The following is a 17,910-nucleotide window of genomic DNA, read 5'->3' on the forward strand; positions in this document are numbered from 1 at the left end:
CTTACCACTAAAAGCTGATTTTAAATCGACAAGGAGTGGTATAATTGCTTCATGTTTATATCCACAGAGCAACATCTTGGCTGCCATTGCTCGTTGGAGTTCACGCTTGTCTTAGCTATTTTCGATAAACTTTTCCAGCAATACCTTCTCTGCAAGACGCTACGCGTAGCTTGCTTCCCCATAAGGGTACGGTGAGCTTTCCTGGGGAAGGCTGCGCGATCGCTAACGCATCCACATAACTGCATCTTATATTTAGTCGCTAATAATACTTTATTTTCGATATTTATCAGGAATAATTTCGGATTGCTATATAAATATTTACAGTCATCATCCAGTCAGCTTTTTTGCATAGCGGATAAACCTTGTTTCAATCAGAAGATGCATAAAATGGGAAACAACCAAGCAGAAGCACAACGTTATGCAAACCGCGCTTATCGGATAGTTGGGGATGTAATTAATTATAAAATTTAACACATACTTCCCCAAAGTCAGATGGATAATATAAAGAGCATAACTAATATCTCCAAGCCACTTTAAAAAAGATATATAAGGTATCTTTGCTCGAAGAGCATAAGCAAAATTGAAGATACAAAATGCCCAAATAAAGCTATTTAAATGAATCAAACTAGCATCAGAAGGTTCGTACTTAAGATACAACCTGAAAAATGCAAAGAAGATTGCACTAATAGTGATTAAAGAAATAATAGTTGTTGTTTTACTAGACCAGAGTTCCAGATAGCCTTTCGCCAATACAGTTCCAAGTAAAACAATCAACAAATGCGGAGACTGATCAGTTAGAATATTGCACAAAACTGCTAATAAATGAAATTTTGTATGTTCTATATAATGAATAAAATCGATAGGAATCAGACACCACGAAAAAACAAAAGTAGAACAGGCAAAATAAGTGAAAATACTGCTGCTTTTTGATAAACTCAAAATAGGCACTAAGAAATAAAATTTCCATTCAATTAAAAGAGTCCAAGCAACAGCAAGAATAGTCTTAGAGTCTAGTAAATCTTGTAAGAAGAAGAGATTTACAATAAATTGTCTAGTCCCAATAAAAGGTTCTATTGTAAAAAAATTAGTAACTAGCGTTGTTGCAATCAACGCAACAACGTATGAAGGGTAAATTCTAAAAATCCGTTTGATAAAAAACTTTTGAACAGAACCATCATTTTCGTATGATTTAGGAACGACAAAGCCTGAAATTAAAAAAAACACATGGACTGCAATAAATGGATAGTCCCAGTACAGCTTGAAAGTTAGAACTTCGCTGGAATTATACAAAATACTATAAGAAATAGTATTAAGTACTTTGGTCGCTAAAAGAAAATGCCCAAAAACAACAGTTACAGCAGCTATACCGCGCAAATAATCTAAAACAAGAACTCTTTTTTGCATAAAAATTTAAATATTGGAACAATCCTTGATAAGCTTACTAAAACCGCAGCAGTTATTATTATGAAAATGATATAGAGCAGCCAAAAAAATGTTTATTAGGCTCTAAAGATACCATATAATAAAACTAAAAGCTTGAAATTTTCCCTAAAATCAAAGGAAAAATATAAAGAATTATTTAGTAAAAAAATATTTATATAGCAGATAATTTTTTTGGTCAAAATATTTTAGATAGCAGAAGAAAAATTACGATTCAATTCGCAAAAATATTAACAGGCAATCCTAACTATTTGTGAACTAGTCAGGTTCCGAAGTTGGAATGGTTTCTTGGCGCAGACGGGGCGGATTACTCCTATACATGACTACTACCTTTGATGCTTAACTCAAACTATCTCGATCAACTCCCAGCGATCGCAATTATTCTGCCAATCGCTCTCTTTTTGCCCGTTGGCACTGTTGTTCTGCTTGTTCTTCTCGCCTCGGCACCCAACCTGCTGCATTATACCAACGCAACCACAAACCTGTGGTCTGTTGAGAAGTGTCTTGCCAAAGACCCAATCCTAGTTCTAACTCTTCCAACCATAAGCGGTTCTCTGGTAAAGATATTGCCTCGTAGCGAGTGCCCATGAGTTTGAAAGGCACGCAAATGATTTTCATAGCGATCGTAGACAACGTAGTAGGGAACCCGCAAAATGCGTTCATCCACTTCCCACTTTGTTGGGGGTCGGTTTACTTCTTGCAGTGTTTTTCCTAAGTCTTCTTATTTTGTACCTGGTGCAAGTAATTCAACTACAAAAATTCATCTCACATCCGACCTACGGGTCGGATGTGAGATGAATTTTTGTTTTAGCTAAAAATGGATCAATCCCCTCTTGCCAAATGACGTAACTTAAGCATAGGTCTTGCTGTTGGCTAGCACTAGGTAGTCCTAAAACCATGTACGAATCAGAACGTTTCTACTACAAAGGATAGTCGCGATCATAGTAAAGATTTAAGTCACTAGCAAGTAAAATTTCCTCAGATGCATAAGTTAAGAGGCTGACAAGTCTCACTGAGCAAATCCGCCTGAATGCGGTGAAATTCATCTGGCAAACCTGATTCCCCGACTAATTCACTAGGTAAATCATACATCGTAGGCATCGTTTATTGTGGCGGACGGGGTGGATCTGTTTGATATATGACTGCTACTTTTGTTGCTTAACTCAAACTATCTGGATTCACTCCTAACGATCGCAAATGTTCCGCCAACCGTTGCGATCGCAGCTGTTCTTGTTCCAACCGCAATTCCGCCTCAGATGCCTGTTGCTGTGCCTCAACAGCCACCTGTTGTGCCGCAATAGCAGCTTCCTCTGGTGTTGGAACTAAATCACCATCGGGTAGTAGCGCAATTTACCTCCTTCTACGCCTAAATACAGCCCAAGCACATCGCTCCAACACCATCCTTGCGTATTTGGTGTAATCTTTTGATACTTGTTACTTACCAATTCAAAACCCACAAATTCCAAATTTTCTGGTGAAAACCAAAAATATTCTGGTGTGTGAAATCGATTTTCATAGAGATTTTTCTTCAAATTCCGGTCAATATCAGCCGTACTGGAGTTATGATTCTCCCCCTCATTCCCTCATTTCCCCTGAATTTGTGAGAGCAGGTCACGGATTCCGCTACACTGAGACGAAGGTTTATTGCATTCTAATCAGGCATGGAAATCGGACAAAAGGTTAAAGTCTTTCGTTTGCGCGATCGCGTTTCTCCCCCCATTGTAAAAAAACTAGGACAAGTGGGTATCATCCAAGGCTACAAAGTCACCGATGGTGGCATCGGTGTAGTGGTGCTGTTTGACGACAATTCTTCCACTTGGTTTTTTGAAGATGAAATCAAACCTGTCTAGTAAAAAGAATTCAAAGCGGGGTTTATTTTGGACTCGGAAGTTAAAAGCACAGGTTGAGAGTCTTTGTTGAGTGCTAAGTTGGAGTTGAAAAGATCGGCGGTGAAAATAGGAATCAAGTAATGGCTCTAATATTGACATTTTTGGGCAAAGGCGGCACCGCTCGTACCAAAATTGCGATCGCCGCCGCCAAATTATTGGCAAGTCAAGGCAAGCGCGTACTTCTAGCAGGACATCCGGAACCAGCATTACCAATCCTGCTGGGTACTCCCATTGCTGCCGATCCACAGGAAATCGCTCCCAATTTGCAAGCAGTCCAGTTTCAAGCATCTGTACTGCTAGAACGCAACTGGGACGAAGTGAAGAAACTTGAGGCGCAATACCTCCGCACGCCCATCTTCAAAGACGTTTTTGGTCAAGAACTGGTAGTATTGCCAGGTATGGACAGCGCCCTGGCCCTGAATGCTATCCGCGAATATGATGCCAGTGGCAAATATGATGCGATCGTCTACTATGGCACGGGTGACTCATTAACGTTGCGAATGTTGGGTTTGCCAGAATCTCTCAGTTGGTATGTCCGCCGATTTCGGCAATTGTTTCTCAACTCTGATTTGGGGAAAACGATTACTGAATCGCCCTTGATTCAACCCCTGATTGGCAGCTTCTTCAATGTCAATTGGACAGCAGATAACTTTGCCGGTCCCACTAATCAAGTCAATAATTTCTTAGAAAAGGGGAGAGCCGCTCTTACTGACCCCAAGCGTCTCGCTGCTTTCTTAGTGACCACAGATGACCCGATTGAGGTAGCAAATGCTCGTTATTTGTGGGGTAGTGCTCAACAAATCGGTTTAACTGTCGGTGGTGTTCTACTTGTGTCTACTGAGACAAGTGTCAACCTGTCAGAGGAATTTATCCCCTTACCTGTGAGCGTCGTTCCCGACTCGTCAACAGGTGACTGGCAACCACTGATAGACGCGCTACCCAACTTTGAAGTACAAGCGTTACAGGCTCCCAAACCAATTGAGATAGACATCCCCAATCGTCAAGTACGCTTATTCTTACCAGGTTTTGACAAAAAACAGGTCAAGCTCACCCAATATGGACCAGAAGTCACTGTAGAAGCAGGAGATCAACGGCGCAATATTCCCCTACCCCCGGCTCTGAGTGGCAGATCTGTTGCTGGAGCAAAGTTTCAGAATAATTATTTGATAATTTCGTTTTAAGTTAGTTAGGAGAGACGCGATTAATCGCGTCTGCACAGGAGTGAGGAGTTAGGAATAAAAATAATAATTTATAACTTCTAACTCCTAACTAATAATTCATAACTCCTAACAGACGCGATTAATCGCGTCTCTACTCCTAACTTCTAACTCATTAATAAACCTTATGTCAGAATCAACTCCCATTACCCCAGACCCCAACCCATCTGAGGCACTAGACTCAGGGGCAAATAATCTCAATGAGCAAGCGCTCACATCTGCCTCGCGCAGTGCGAAAACTAGGCAGCTACTGGGGATGAAAGGTGCAGCGCCAGGAGAAACTTCAATTTGGAAAATTCGTTTACAGCTAATGAAGCCGATTACCTGGATTCCCCTAATTTGGGGCGTAGTCTGTGGTGCGGCTTCTTCGGGTAACTATACTTGGACACTGGAAAATGTGCTGAAGGTAGCAACCTGTATGCTGCTGGCTGGGCCATTGATGACAGGTTACACCCAAATCCTCAATGATTACTACGATCGCGAAATCGATGCCATCAATGAACCCTATCGCCCCATTCCCTCTGGGGCAATTCCCCTACCCCAGGTAATTATTCAGATTTGGGTATTACTGATTGCTGGCATTGCTCTGGCATTTGTGCTAGATGTGTGGTCTGGTCATGAATTCCTGACAATTACAGCGATCGCGGTCATCGGTTCTTTGATCGCCTACATTTATTCTGCACCTCCCCTGAAACTCAAGCAAAACGGCTGGCTAGGCAGCTACGCCTTGGGTGCAAGCTATATCACCTTACCTTGGTCTACAGGACACGCTTTGTTTGGTGATCTCAATTCCACAATTGTGATTTTGACAATGTTCTACAGCTTGGCTGGATTGGGTATTGCCATTGTCAATGACTTCAAGAGTGTGGAAGGCGATCGCCAGCTAGGATTAAATTCACTACCCGTAATGTTTGGCATCACCACTGCGGCTTGGATTTGTGTAGTGACGATTGATGTATTTCAAGGATTGATTGCAGCTTATCTCGTCAGCATTCATGAGAATTTGTATGCAGCAATACTAGTACTGTTAATCATCCCACAAATCACTTTACAGGATATGTATTTCCTGCGTGACCCTGTGAAGAATGATGTTAAGTATCAAGCCAGTGCCCAACCATTCCTTGTTCTGGGAATGCTCGTCACTGGTTTAGCGCTGGGTCATGCTGGCGTTTAACTTATACTTCTATAGTGAGAAGTTAGGAATTAGAAGCAAAGCCGGAGACGCTCCGCCTCCGGTTAGGAGTTAATATATTTTTAACTCCTAATTTGTATCAGGACATACTGTGTTTAAAGTGATATCTTTTCTTATTCATGGGATTCAACCTTTTTTAATCCCTATTTGCTTTGTTGGTGCTTGGAGTATAAGTATTCTCGTTATTTTTAGTCTCTGGACGGCGGCCCGAGATAGTGTGACTACAGCCAAGCAAATGCATCAAATCCCTTGTACTGGTTGTCAATTTTTTACCGACAATTACCGTCTTAAATGTACTGTACGCCCATCTATTGCCAACACAGAAGAAGCGATCAATTGTTCTGACTATCAACCGAAGACGAATCCTTATCTGTATTAGAGAGTGGGAAGTGGGGAGTGAGAAAATAAGGCAGATGAGGAAAGGGTGAATTATCCCAACTTTTAACTACTGATCAATCTCTAACAATATTTTTAAAACACCCCGACTCTGAGCGTGTTCAAAAGCCGCAAGCCCTTCAATCAGGGGGTAGGTGGCATGAATCAGGGGTTGAACGTCAACTTGTCCTGTGGCTAGTAGCTGGAGGGCTGGAGCAAAGGGGCCACAACGGGAGCCGATGAGGGTGATTTCATCTACTACTAAAGAAGAAGCATCAAGGCTAAGGTTGCCAGCATAAGTACTTTTAAGCACTAATGTCCCACGGGGACAGAGGGCGCGACGGGCGATCGCAAATCCTTCTGGGTTGCCGGTACATTCTACTGAGAGATCGAAATATCTATCTGTAACGGCGTCGGCTAGACTCGTTTTGATCCCTCGGGCCTCTAAGTTAGCCAGTTTGTCTCGATGACGCCCCACAGCTAACAGTTCACAGCCAGTTAGGGCTAGTGTCTGGGCTACCAACTGCCCTAGTTTGCCATCTCCAACCACTAGCACCCGATCATTTGGCCGCAACGGCACTTGCTGCTGAATTTCCAACGCTGCTGCTAAAGGTTCAGTAAATGTTGCGACTTCTGTTGGTACATTATCAGGTACGGGATGCAGGTTCTCCACCGGCAAACAGAGATATTCACCAAAAGCTCCGTGGCGGTTGACAATACCCAAAACTGTGCGATTTTCGCAGTGAGTTGGTTGTCCGCTGCGACAAAACCGACAATGCCCACACACAGCGTTGATTTCTCCAACTACACGTTGGTTAACTAAGTGTTCTGGTCCTTGTTCGACGACGCCGACAAATTCATGACCTAAAATACCACTGTAAGGATAGTAGCCTCTGAGTAGTTCCAGGTCAGTATTACATATACCCGCACGCAAGACGCGTACCAAGGCTTCTCCCTGTGGTGGTTCAGGAATCGGAATATCCGTGCGTAATTGCAACTGCTTGTTTTCGAGCCAAAGTCCTTTCATTTTTCTTCACGTCCTTTTACTACAAACTTTTAATTATTCACGCCTACTTACTTAGATATTTCTTTAATTTTGGGAACTTACATCAATTTTACTTAACCAAGTAACCAGGTCATCTGAGTCAAGTGCTATCTCGCTTCCTAAAGTTTTGATATAAAGAAGTCCGTCGCTAATGATTAAATCTCTTATTGGATACCATGATTCTCGTGTCCTAATCAGAAGTTCTAACGGAATCCCTGGTCTTAAAGTATACTTGCGATATTTCCACCAAGCTCGCCATAGAAGCACAGATTGAGTACAGTGCATCCGATAGCCTTTGGGAACTTCGCAGTATTGATACTGATAGAAACCTCGACTATCTACTTTTCCTTTGAGGAGATAACTATATTCTGCTAATGCCTGATTTAGCAATTCCCACTGGGATGATTTTGGAGAAATCCAGAATTCAGATAGTGTGTTAGATAGTTGGACGGTGGCAATCACACCTTCGACTTTTGCTGTCAGTTGGTTAGTCTTGTACACTGTTTGCGCTGTCAAAGAAGGATTTGACAACAAAACATCTTTTTTCTGGATAGAGTTTTGCACAAACTCTCGAATTAAATCTAAATTAGACAACATAAAATTATTTATACTAAATCAAGCAGTGTGATGCAAGTCACAACTGTACTTAAATTAGTAACTACACTGGTATTGCACTAAAATCAGAATTATTACCAGTTTTATTTATACTCAATTCTCTGTCTGACTAAGGCTTTGTTAACTTTAATGTCGGGTATGTCGCTGCTCAACAGGCTGGTTGACAAAATCACTGTTTCCAGGTAAAAGGGCGGCGGATTAGTTAAATTTTTACGTCATCTAGAAAAGGTTGAAATACCGGAACTAATTCGGGCCGACTAACAACAAGGGTAGGAAAAGAGCGATTGCTATAATCTTCTCCAGGTGACAACGGAAATGGCTCAGAATTGAGCGATAACCAAACCCCGCCAGCAGCCTGGACAATTACCCAAGCCCCCGCTAAGTCCCAAACTTTTGGTGTCGCTTCAATACCACCCAGAGTAGCCCCAGTGGCAACTGTCAAAAAGTTATAGCTAGCCACACCTAACATCCGAATTTTGCAGGGAAAGCCGTTTTTGATCACTGCGGTGCTACGAGAACAGAGGTTAAAAAAGTGATTGTTGCTGGGACTATCAACACTGGTGTGGATCGGGTGGTAGTTGAGAAATGCTCCTGTTGGCGTTGCTAAACCAGATGAACCTGCCCAGAAACCATGAAAAGCTTGATTCAACGGTGGCGCGTAAACATAACCAAAAATGGGTGTGCCTTGATACAGTAAACCCAGAGAAATTGTCCAGATGGGAATGCCGCGTGTGAAGTTGGTTGTACCGTCTAAAGGGTCAATTACCCAGCACCACTCCGTACCGGGAAATAACTGATCGCTCTCTTCGCTCAAAATGCCGTAACCAGAAAAATTAGAAGCGATCGCATCCCGAATTTCCTGATCTGCCCATTTATCTGCTTGCGTCACCAAGCTACCATCAGCTTTCTGGGAAGCCTGTACTTGCCCAAAATCTTGCATAAGTTGCTTGCCCACTCTAGTAGTAGTAATTTGGGCAAAATCAAGAATTGTTGTCCAAAAATCACTCATTGATTAATTCTCGCGCAAAGACGTTCCTGAGCCAAGATTAGGTAGATTCGGGTTGGTTTAAGTTTCTAGTTTAATCTAAATCGCTTTCTAAAACCGAAGCGATCGCTTGCTTTGTACTTGTTTGAAATTCTGTGACGTTCACCCGATTCAGAAACCAAATCGACAGTACCATTCCCAGAGCTTCTAGAGCAAATACCAGTCCATAAGCTAACTCTAGGCTAGGTAGCAGCTTGCGTCCAATATCTAAAACTGTACCTCCGATTACCACCGCCACACCTCTAGAGAGGGACTGCGCTAACCCCCATGCCCCAATAAACGTACCTGCGGCTTCTGCTGCTGTGAGATCCAACATCAAGCTAATTGCTGCTGTTGTTAAGAAACCTGTGGCTAAACCGAACAATACCAAACCTAGTTTGAGAACTGCTGCATTAGCTGTGAATCCTGATATACCTAGCAATATTGAACAGAATGCTACCAACATACAGCCTAGACGTGCAGTTCTGCGCTTACCCAAACGCGGGACAATGTAAAAGCCAGTAACCCCGTAGGCAATCAGTAGACCCGTTCCATAAAAAATATTTAATTTGGTACTTTCCGCTAGGGGCATTTTAAACACTTGACCGGCATAAGGTTCCAAAATCGGGTCTTGCATAAACAAACTGATAGTCATCACCAATAAAAAGGTGAAAAATATACCTGTTTGTGGGCTAGCTGTCAATATTTTCCAAGCATTGCCTAGAGTAATGCTGTCTTCCCGGTTCACCAATGTGGAACGAGTTGAGTATTGGGAGTACTTTTTTTCTACGCCCAATGTCGCTGCGATCGCTAAAACAAATACAATTGCTGGGACGATAGTAAACAACCTGTTGATTGCTGCTTGTAAGGTTTCTACCGTTGTTTCTGGCGTTAACTGTTTCAGCAAGCTGGCACTGATAATTGCCCCAACAATAATCCCCACCATTAGCATCGACCAGACCACACCAACTACTTTGGAACGGTCATCTTCTTCAGAGATATCCACCAACAAAGCAGCAAAGGCAGTACTACTAGCAGAAATTCCTAGACCGTATACAGCGAAAACTAAAGCCAAAAGCGCTGTCCAGCCGATTGTTTGGGTTGTCCATACCCAACCACCTGTATTAGTAGCGACAAGATTCATCTGCCACATTACTTGTACAGCTAAAAATGCTGCGATCGCAAATATTGCCGCACCCACCCAAACATAAGCTGTGCGGTGGTATCCCCATAACGGCTTGGCATCGGAAATCTGTCCGAACCAAACACGGGAAGGAGCAACAAATAAGGGCAGTGCTAGAACTACTGATACCAGCGTCGCCGGAATTGCTATTTCTTGAATCATGACTCTGTTGAGTACGCCCAGAGTCAAAATGGACATCATGCTCAACCCCATTTGAAATAAACCCAGCCGGAACATGGTCAGCAGGTTTACCCTTGGCACAGATAGGGATTTTGTCTTGGTATCAAATACTTCACCGCTTGCCATAGCTACTTTTTCGTATGGTTTATGGAATATAGTCTCTCTTTAATTAAAGATAAACTGTTCCCTAAAACTTAAATCCACATTCCAAAAAAATTATTTGTGTCATTACAAGCTAAATGACACAAATAATTTTGCCTAACGACTTATCCACCAGCTTGAAAAATCTGTTCGGCAGTTAAATTTAACTCTGCGAAAGTAGGCGAGACGATGCGATCGTTGCCTTGAAACTGCCTGACTTGGTATTCTTCTTCAACTAACGAGTAAATCCAGATAGTTGGTTGTTTGGGATTGCCAATAAAGCGCTTACCACCTAAAGCTGCATAATCTACAATCCAGTATTCGGGAATGCCTACTGCTTCATAGTCAGCCACTTTTTTTAAATAATCATCTCTCCAGTTTGTACTAACTACCTCAACTACTAAAGGAATTGATGCTGCTTGGCTAACAGTCGATTCTTTTTTCCACAGAGGCTCATTTACTAAATTAGGCCGATTTAATATCAGCACATCTGGAGAATAAGCTGATTGACCTGACAATGGTTTAATGAACGCTGTTTTAGGAATAAAGTAGGAAAGTTTTAGTCTTTTGATTTCCACAGATATTTCTAGCGCCAAAAATCCAACAATCTCTTCATGGTCGCCTGTTGGTGGTGCCATCTCAACAATTACTCCATCATGCAGTTCATAACGTTGTTGTGGGTTTTCTGGATACCAAGCGATAAATTCATCGAATGTTACTAGTTTACGTAAGGCTTGAATCATAATTTATCGCTCCCAGTAGTCGTTTTGGTACTTGAAAGCCTTCTCTCTTCAGGTGGTAATATTGCTCCCTTGTCCTGGCTCGATTCACGTTCAGCTACATACTACGCTGTTTAAGCTGCTCGATTCTTCACTTCATTGTAGGGCAGAAGCTACAGAGGTTAGAGAGCAAAGCTTGATTCTGTAGGAGGTAGGAGAGCGATCGCCTCAAAGCAGCAAATGGTAAAAAGCTTGAGCTAGGGTTTGAATAGTTTGGCTAGCTGGATCTGACTTAGCGGTAAACTACCCACTCTTCTACAGGCGATCGCTTGGGTAAGCTCTTGGTTCACAAATAACCGCTTTCTTATTTCTAAAGATTTTAGACTAGCAATCCTATTTGATTTGTGAAAATTTGCGCTGTTGAGGGCATCAATTGTTGGGTTTGACGGTGATGCGATCGCACCAAAATGTGACAGATTAAGAACCTCATGACTTCATCGGAGGCGATCGCATCTGATGCCTAAATGGGAACTATAAGAAAATAAGCCAATACCATGCTTTGGTATGAAGCAAAGAAACGTAATACATCACAATATATTTGTTTATCCATGTCTAACGAACAAGAGGATAATTCCGCTTTTAACGCAGCTGCCAACATTAACGTTCAACATGCTCAATTACAGGATTTATCCTTAAGTGCAGCCCGTAGATTATATAAAGGTGGGATTCGACCTGGTGATCCGCTCAGAACCAGAGTGCAAGCCCAAGAAATGTTAGATAAAATCCCTCCATCTCAAAGAGCAGGGATTGATGGCAAATCTACTGATGTTAATACCCAACAATACCTCTCAGATAAGCACGCTAGTCATATCAAACCGCATAGCAAAGGCGGCTCAAATGATTCCAAAAATATCAAGTGGGAAAACGCCAAAGATAACTTAGCCCGTGGCGATAAACCCATGACTTCGCAGGAGCAAATGAGACTAGATGCCAAATGGCATTTTGACAACCTAACAGGTGCAGTCAAAGTAGGTGTTAAAGCCGCGCCCCTTGGAGCAGCTATTGGTGTAGCGACAGCAGCACCATTCTCGTTACTAACCAACGCGCTGCGGGTAGTTCGGGGTGAAATTTCTGCACAAGAAGCCGCTATAGAAACATTGAAAGATACCGTAAAAGGCGGCACAGTTGGGGGTGTGACAGCATTTGTAACCACAACACTAGCAGCAGCTTGCCCACCAATTGCGATCGCTTTAACCGCAGCCGCACCAGTTTTAGCTGTTGTTGGAACTGCGGGTATGGTTTACGAGTTTTTCAAAATCCTCGATGACCATAAACAAACGGTGAAAATCTATTATGAATCTTTAACTCAACAAGAATTAGAAAGATTACAAGCAATTGAGAACGAACTGATTTATGAACACCTGAAAAATCTAGAATTTTTGGCTGAAGCAGAAGCAATTAATCAAGAAATTACAAATCGTCCAATTGCACCAGGAATAGAAGGGGCTATGCAACGGTTAGGTGAATCAGTCGCTATTGCTAAATCTCTAGGATTAACATCAGCAAATAGTAAATTGCTTGCTGGTTCTCAGCTGCCTCATCTTCCTAGAGAAAAATAGGAATTAAATTTCAGAAGATTACATAGTTTTTATGCTTCCTTTTATTTTCGGCGCTCTTGGATTAGCTGTAGGAGCTGTTGTTGGTGCTTTTACTACTCACGCTGTTGGGGAAAGTGATAGACAAGCAGCCAAGCATCATAGAACTGTTGCAAATGAACTAGCTGATAAATATACAAACTTGGAGCAAAAATACTATGAACTAGCTGATGAAACAGAAAGACAGATTCTCAATTTAACTCACCAGCACGCTTTAAATGAAGTTGAAAAAGACTGTTTGCGTTTAGCAGTTAGATTAGAGCATAGTCTGATTGAGCTGATGTGGGATATTGATAGAGATCCAACAGAAGCTGCTTTAAAGGAATTTGTCAACGCAGTAGAACTTACAAATAATGTTCTCTGCAAAATAAATGAAGAGTTAATTTGTGTACCCAGTGACTATTATGCACGCAATCTTACTGCTGCTGTTCAACGCCGAATCATTTCAATGAAACCAACAAATATAAGCAATGAGAAAATTTCAATGAAACCATCTTCTAAAAATATGCCTGAGCAAGAATTTCAAGAAACCTATAATAGAATTCGGTATCCTGGTGCTCAACTCTTAAATTACTTGAAAGAACTTCGTGCTGGACGGCTCAAAGAAGGAGATAGTACCCAAGGATTGCAGAGCGTTGAAGATAATACTACCAAAGCCTTAAAAGAACAAAAATATCAGGTGGCTGTAATTGCAGCTATGAAAGCAGGTAAGAGTACCTTTTTGAATGCCATAATTGGTGCAGATGTCTTAGCAAGTGAATCAGAATCTTGTACAGTTTGTCGTACAGATATTCGTCCAATTGATGCCGGACAAACACCCAGACTTTTAGAATATCAAGCAGGTAAACGAGAACCTATAGTTTTAATAGAAGGTGAAGCAAGAGAAATTCGGCAAAGATTTTTAGAGCGTACCTATGAGATTCGAGCTAAATCTAATCAAGATAATACTACACGCTTTGAATTAGAACATCCCATTGAAGCAATTAGTACAATGCCATCGCTGAGAGGTTTCACATTAGTTGATACTCCTGGCCCCAATGAGTGGAAGTCTGCCTCGTTTAACACCACTTCTTTAAAGCAGACTGCCTTAGAAGCTCTCCGAACTTGTGATGCCATATTATTCATTCTAGATTACACAGCATTTAGGAACAACACGAACTCAGAATTGCTTCAAGATTTAATTGAGCAGCGTAAGGGATTTTTAGCAGAGAATACAGGTAAGATTTACTTTATTCTTAATAAAGTAGATAGAAAAGGGGAGAGCGATAGACCTATCGCAGATGTTATAGAATCTTTAAGAATAAATTTAGTTGAATTTGGTATCCCAAAACCAATTATTTATTCAGTCAGTGGATGGCAAGGATTGTTATCTAAGCTTATTCAACAGGGTAAGGCAACTGATAGCCATATTAAAGACTTTGAAAAATTTTTTACCCCTACAGATACCGAAAGAGATGAAGAAGGAAGCCGTATCATTCCCTCACCAAAAAAACTTGCACCACAAGCTTTAAATGATAGTGGTATTCCCAAAATTGAAGAGGCAGTAATTCAAACTATTACTCAAAATTCAGGATGGAATTTATTGAGTGATGTTTTAGATGAATTGAACAAAGCAGCTAAAGCTATTGATGAAATATTTATTACAGATATCCGAGGCTGGCAATTAGAATTTGAGGAACTGGTACAACAAATAGAAAAGTACAAAAAACATTCTGATTCAGCGATAAATCAGGTAGCGACCGTAAAAAAGTCCGTAGAAGCACAAAAGCAAATATTAACTAGTACGTTCAGCCAAGTGATTAATAAATTTGCCGAAAGTGCCAAAAAACGCATAGTATCAGAAATCGATAGAGTGGCTGAAAATCAATCTAGAAAGGTTTTCAAGGACAAAAAGACTAAAAACCTTTTCACATCTATATTGGATAATTTGAGTTCTTTACTTGAAGAATTTTCCAGTTCTGATCCCTATAAAATCAAGGTCACAAACAAAAATGATGCTGAGAAAATAGGTAAAACTATTAATGACTACTGCACCCCTATAATACAAAGTTTTTGGTTAGATACTCAAGACAGGCTAGTTAGAGATGGAACAAAAATACGTGAAAGTTTAGTTAAAAAGATTAAACAAGAAATCCAGGCTATTTCTGATGAACTCTCTAAAATTATTGGAAAGGATTTGCAAGTAGAACTAGGTAATAATCCAATTCAATTTCCTGACTTTGAATTTTCTGGTATTGATGCTAAAATTCAACATCAGCAAGAAGTAATTCTTGTAAATAGGAGAGAACCAAGGACTGAGAGCCGTTGCTGTCAATCAGATAAAGTCTATGAAATAGATGTTTCGTCTTCTGAAAAGGTATCTTACTATGAAATTGACTTACAACTGATTTGTGAAGGAATTCAAGAAAAGATTGACTTACAAGTACAGAGAAACCTACAGTTGCTTCAGCGTGTTATTCAAAAACAAGTATCAGAAGATTTTCGGAAAGGCGAAAAGCAAATCAATGACTATATCAATAGGTTTGAAGCTGAATTTGACTCTTTACTCAAACAACGAGCTACAAGCGAAGTAAAAGCTTCTGAGGTTATTGCTAATCTCGAAAGTCAAAGAATCAAAGTGACTGAATATCTTAATGAATTAGTGTCTATTCGAGAAAATCTTGATAGTTGGAAACCAAGGAATCGATAGAATCCATTATAAAGCCTAAAAAATCACTTGAAGTCAATGCTACATAACAGAAGTACATAGCATTTACTTAAAGAACGCTTGTGGTATCAAAGCTGAAAGAGCCATACCACAAGCGTCTATTACTTTTGGCTTTAAAGTAAACTTAATAGGAATACTTACTAAAGTTACGGTATTGTGCTGTAGCTTTATCAGACGCAATCAAGCCACATAAAAATATCAATGTTAAATTGTGGTTTTAACTACGCTATTGCATTGAATTAGTAAGATAAACTTGCCCTATGTATGTCATCAAACTACTTACCTTCATCTAGTTACAAAAAAGGCATAAGCAATGAGTAAAGAACCAGTCAAAGTAATATTATGGGAAGAAAACCAAAAAGATTTTCTAAAAAAGTTCTATGATCTCCAATTTACTCCCAGAGTAGGAGAGGAAGTTTACCTAAAAAAGGAGAGATGGAAAGTAACCAGAGTTGAGCATGATTTAGAAATTAGTGAGATTAATGTCTACATGGAATTAATCAAAAAAGCCAAGCAGGATAAATCATCTAATTCATAAATACAAGTAAATACACTCAACTATTATAAAAGGGAGGTTATTAGCCTCCCTTAATTCTGAGAATAGTAGATTCTTAGGTGTAATTTGTAAATCTTTATGCAAGCCGCGATGTCTACGACGGGCTACGCCTAGGCACAACAAGAGTTGCGGCCAAGTGCTGACGCACCGTAAACATACTACATCAACTTCCCTATACCCAATTTTGTCTATGACGATAGACTATAAAAGTAAAGAAATGTAAATAAATTAAATTTTGCAACCGTGGAAAATATCACATTGGGGCAAAATGGCCCAGTTGTTACACCTTTGTGCATAGGCACTTGGGCTTGGGGTGATAAACTCTTTTGGAATTATGGCAACAGCTACGGCCCAGAACAGTTACAAGAAGCCTTTACAGCAGCTTTAGAGGCTGGTGTTACCTTCTTTGATACTGCCGAAGTCTACGGAATGGGACTATCAGAGAAATTTTTGGGACAATTTTTGCAACAGACACAACAACCTGTACAAATCGCCACAAAATTTGGCCCTTTACCGTGGCGATTTACAGCCCAATCCGTCTCTGATGCTTTAACTCAAAGCCTCAAACGCTTACAATTAGAGCAAATTGCCCTGTACCAAGTGCATTGGCCTTTTGCCTTCTTTTTAAGCCAAGAAACTTTGATGAATGCCCTAGCAGATGAAGTGAAGCGGGGCAGAATTGCCGCAGTCGGTGTGAGTAATTACTCAGCAGAGCAAATGCGAGACGCGCATCAAATATTGGCAGCCCGTGGAGTGCCTTTGGCTGTGAACCAAGTACGCTATTCTTTACTCAGTCGCCAAATTGAAAGCAAAGGTATTATGGCAACTGCGCGTGATTTAGGTGTGACTATCTTAGCTTATAGTCCTCTAGCACAAGGATTACTCACAGGTAAGTACACTATTGATAGTACTGAAACCCCCACTGGTGCGAGGAAAATAGACCCGCGATTTAAGAAAGAAGGTTTGCAAAAAATTGCCCCAGTCACATCTTTGCTACGCAACTTCGGGGAAAAATACGATCGCACCCCTGCCCAAGTTGCTCTCAATTGGTTAATTGCTCAGGGGAACGTTATTCCCATTGCTGGGGTGAAGACAGCCGAACAGGTGCGGCAAAATGCTGGTGCTTTGGGCTGGAGATTGAGCGACGATGAAATTAAAGAGTTAGAACTAGTTAGTCGTCCTTGGCTGTAATATTTTTGAACTACTCAAACACAGGAGGCCAAATTTCTGACACTACTAGCTCCCAACCTGGTAGTAAGTCTGGTAGTGTCAGTTTGTCGTTGTCCTGCAAAACTATTGGTTCTTGGTTGAGTCGATAAACCGTGAGCGTCAATTTGTCAGGATCAATTAGGATACCAACCGTAGATCCAAGTTGTAAGAATAGCTGAATCTTTTCTACCAGTGGTTTGATCCGGTCTGACTTAAATTTTATCTCTACCATCAAGTCAGGCACCAATTCCACAAAGTCGCGCTTGCTTGTTTTCAGTCTATCAGCCCGAACAAAAGATACATCGGGAGCGCGAAGATTTCGTTTTTCGTTATCAGCTTCTTTCCCGTTTTCACTTTCTAAGGTAGGCAAAATGAAACCCGCGCTAGAACCCGTTACCCGTCCTAGTCTCTGTGGGCGTACCCAATTACCCATCTGTCTTGCAAACTCAGCAACTCAGCACCTATTTCCTCTGACTCATAATCTGATGGGCCCATAACAACTATATTTCCGTCTACCAGCTCCATCTGCCATTCTGGATGCTCTGCTTGTAGTTGCTCTAAGTCTGGAATAGTGAACATAAGACCACGAAGAATGCATCTTTAATTGATCTTCTTACAAACGGGTAGAAAAAGTTACCCAAAAAGCCAAAAAGTCAAGAGCCAAAGTCAAAATCTTGACTCTTAACTCTCAACTCTCCAATTTTAGATTTGGATTTTGGATTGAAGAAAAAATCTAAAATCCAAAATTGATTAACTTCTAACT

The 17,910-nt window shown here is 40.9% G+C and carries 16 protein-coding genes and 2 pseudogenes; 8 read left to right on the plus strand and 10 right to left on the minus strand.

What is annotated here, in order from left to right; all coding sequences use genetic code 11:
* Positions 1–327 precede the first annotated feature (327 nt).
* From V7K49_RS28340 to V7K49_RS28355, 4 genes and pseudogenes are all read right to left on the minus strand, one after another.
* Positions 328–1,404 (minus strand): acyltransferase family protein, encoded by a 1,077-nt coding sequence (locus V7K49_RS28340; protein WP_335208592.1) that lies wholly within the window; start codon positions 1,402–1,404, stop codon positions 328–330.
* A 414-nt stretch (positions 1,405–1,818) separates the two neighbouring features.
* A pseudogene (locus V7K49_RS28345) lies at positions 1,819–2,541 on the minus strand (hypothetical protein).
* Positions 2,542–2,598: 57 nt separating this feature from the next.
* Entirely contained in the window at positions 2,599–2,724 is a 126-nt protein-coding gene (locus tag V7K49_RS28350; protein ID WP_334872217.1) for a hypothetical protein, read from the minus strand.
* 38 nt (positions 2,725–2,762) lie between these two features.
* Positions 2,763–2,972 (minus strand): Uma2 family endonuclease, encoded by a 210-nt coding sequence (locus V7K49_RS28355; protein WP_335208594.1) that lies wholly within the window; start codon positions 2,970–2,972, stop codon positions 2,763–2,765.
* 129 nt (positions 2,973–3,101) lie between these two features.
* On the opposite strand from V7K49_RS28355, the gene petP reads away from it, so the two are divergent.
* The 4 genes from petP (at position 3,102) to V7K49_RS28375 (ending at position 6,117) form a co-directional block, all read left to right on the plus strand.
* Positions 3,102–3,290 (plus strand): cytochrome b6f subunit PetP, encoded by a 189-nt coding sequence (petP, locus tag V7K49_RS28360; RefSeq protein ID WP_298919462.1) that lies wholly within the window; start codon positions 3,102–3,104, stop codon positions 3,288–3,290.
* A gap of 119 nt (positions 3,291–3,409) precedes the next feature.
* Entirely contained in the window at positions 3,410–4,510 is a 1,101-nt protein-coding gene (locus V7K49_RS28365) for a Get3/ArsA fold putative tail anchor-mediating ATPase NosAFP (RefSeq protein ID WP_335208596.1), read from the plus strand.
* A 163-nt stretch (positions 4,511–4,673) separates the two neighbouring features.
* The gene (chlG, locus tag V7K49_RS28370; protein WP_334872223.1) at positions 4,674–5,720 is read left to right on the plus strand and encodes a chlorophyll synthase ChlG; all 1,047 of its coding nucleotides are present in this window, start codon (positions 4,674–4,676) and stop codon (positions 5,718–5,720) included.
* Positions 5,721–5,829: 109 nt separating this feature from the next.
* The gene (locus V7K49_RS28375) at positions 5,830–6,117 is read left to right on the plus strand and encodes a hypothetical protein (protein ID WP_334872225.1); all 288 of its coding nucleotides are present in this window, start codon (positions 5,830–5,832) and stop codon (positions 6,115–6,117) included.
* Between the two features lie 66 nt (positions 6,118–6,183).
* On the opposite strand, the gene V7K49_RS28380 is transcribed toward V7K49_RS28375, so the two are convergent.
* The 5 genes from V7K49_RS28380 to V7K49_RS28400 all read right to left on the minus strand — a co-directional run bounded on the left by V7K49_RS28380 (position 6,184) and on the right by V7K49_RS28400 (position 11,044).
* Complete coding sequence (locus V7K49_RS28380) at positions 6,184–7,140, minus strand: MDR/zinc-dependent alcohol dehydrogenase-like family protein (RefSeq protein ID WP_335208598.1); 957 nt, start codon at positions 7,138–7,140, stop codon at positions 6,184–6,186.
* 63 nt (positions 7,141–7,203) lie between these two features.
* Positions 7,204–7,755 carry a hypothetical protein gene (locus V7K49_RS28385; RefSeq protein ID WP_335208599.1) on the minus strand — a complete coding sequence of 184 codons (552 nt, stop codon included), beginning with the start codon at positions 7,753–7,755 and terminating at the stop codon, positions 7,204–7,206.
* A gap of 220 nt (positions 7,756–7,975) precedes the next feature.
* Complete coding sequence (locus tag V7K49_RS28390; protein ID WP_335208600.1) at positions 7,976–8,782, minus strand: inositol monophosphatase family protein; 807 nt, start codon at positions 8,780–8,782, stop codon at positions 7,976–7,978.
* A gap of 70 nt (positions 8,783–8,852) precedes the next feature.
* Positions 8,853–10,286 carry a BCD family MFS transporter gene (locus V7K49_RS28395; RefSeq protein WP_335208601.1) on the minus strand — a complete coding sequence of 478 codons (1,434 nt, stop codon included), beginning with the start codon at positions 10,284–10,286 and terminating at the stop codon, positions 8,853–8,855.
* Positions 10,287–10,426: 140 nt separating this feature from the next.
* On the minus strand, positions 10,427–11,044 hold the full coding sequence (locus V7K49_RS28400) for a Uma2 family endonuclease (RefSeq protein ID WP_335208603.1): 618 nt from the start codon (positions 11,042–11,044) through the stop codon (positions 10,427–10,429).
* Between the two features lie 584 nt (positions 11,045–11,628).
* Between V7K49_RS28400 and V7K49_RS28405 the strand changes: the two genes are divergently transcribed.
* The 4 genes from V7K49_RS28405 to V7K49_RS28420 all read left to right on the plus strand — a co-directional run bounded on the left by V7K49_RS28405 (position 11,629) and on the right by V7K49_RS28420 (position 17,129).
* The gene (locus V7K49_RS28405) at positions 11,629–12,639 is read left to right on the plus strand and encodes a hypothetical protein (protein WP_335208605.1); all 1,011 of its coding nucleotides are present in this window, start codon (positions 11,629–11,631) and stop codon (positions 12,637–12,639) included.
* A gap of 31 nt (positions 12,640–12,670) precedes the next feature.
* Positions 12,671–15,364, plus strand: coding sequence for a dynamin family protein (locus V7K49_RS28410; RefSeq protein WP_335208607.1), 2,694 nt, complete (start codon positions 12,671–12,673; stop codon positions 15,362–15,364).
* A 331-nt stretch (positions 15,365–15,695) separates the two neighbouring features.
* The gene (locus V7K49_RS28415; protein WP_273769333.1) at positions 15,696–15,920 is read left to right on the plus strand and encodes a hypothetical protein; all 225 of its coding nucleotides are present in this window, start codon (positions 15,696–15,698) and stop codon (positions 15,918–15,920) included.
* A 261-nt stretch (positions 15,921–16,181) separates the two neighbouring features.
* Positions 16,182–17,129 carry an aldo/keto reductase gene (locus V7K49_RS28420; protein WP_335208609.1) on the plus strand — a complete coding sequence of 316 codons (948 nt, stop codon included), beginning with the start codon at positions 16,182–16,184 and terminating at the stop codon, positions 17,127–17,129.
* Positions 17,130–17,139: 10 nt separating this feature from the next.
* On the opposite strand, the pseudogene V7K49_RS28425 reads toward V7K49_RS28420, so the two are convergent.
* Positions 17,140–17,726: pseudogene (locus tag V7K49_RS28425) on the minus strand (Uma2 family endonuclease).
* Between the last annotated feature and the right edge of the window lie 184 nt (positions 17,727–17,910).

Source organism: Nostoc sp. (assembly GCF_036919675.1).
In the GTDB taxonomy this organism is placed as follows: domain Bacteria; phylum Cyanobacteriota; class Cyanobacteriia; order Cyanobacteriales; family Nostocaceae; genus Nostoc.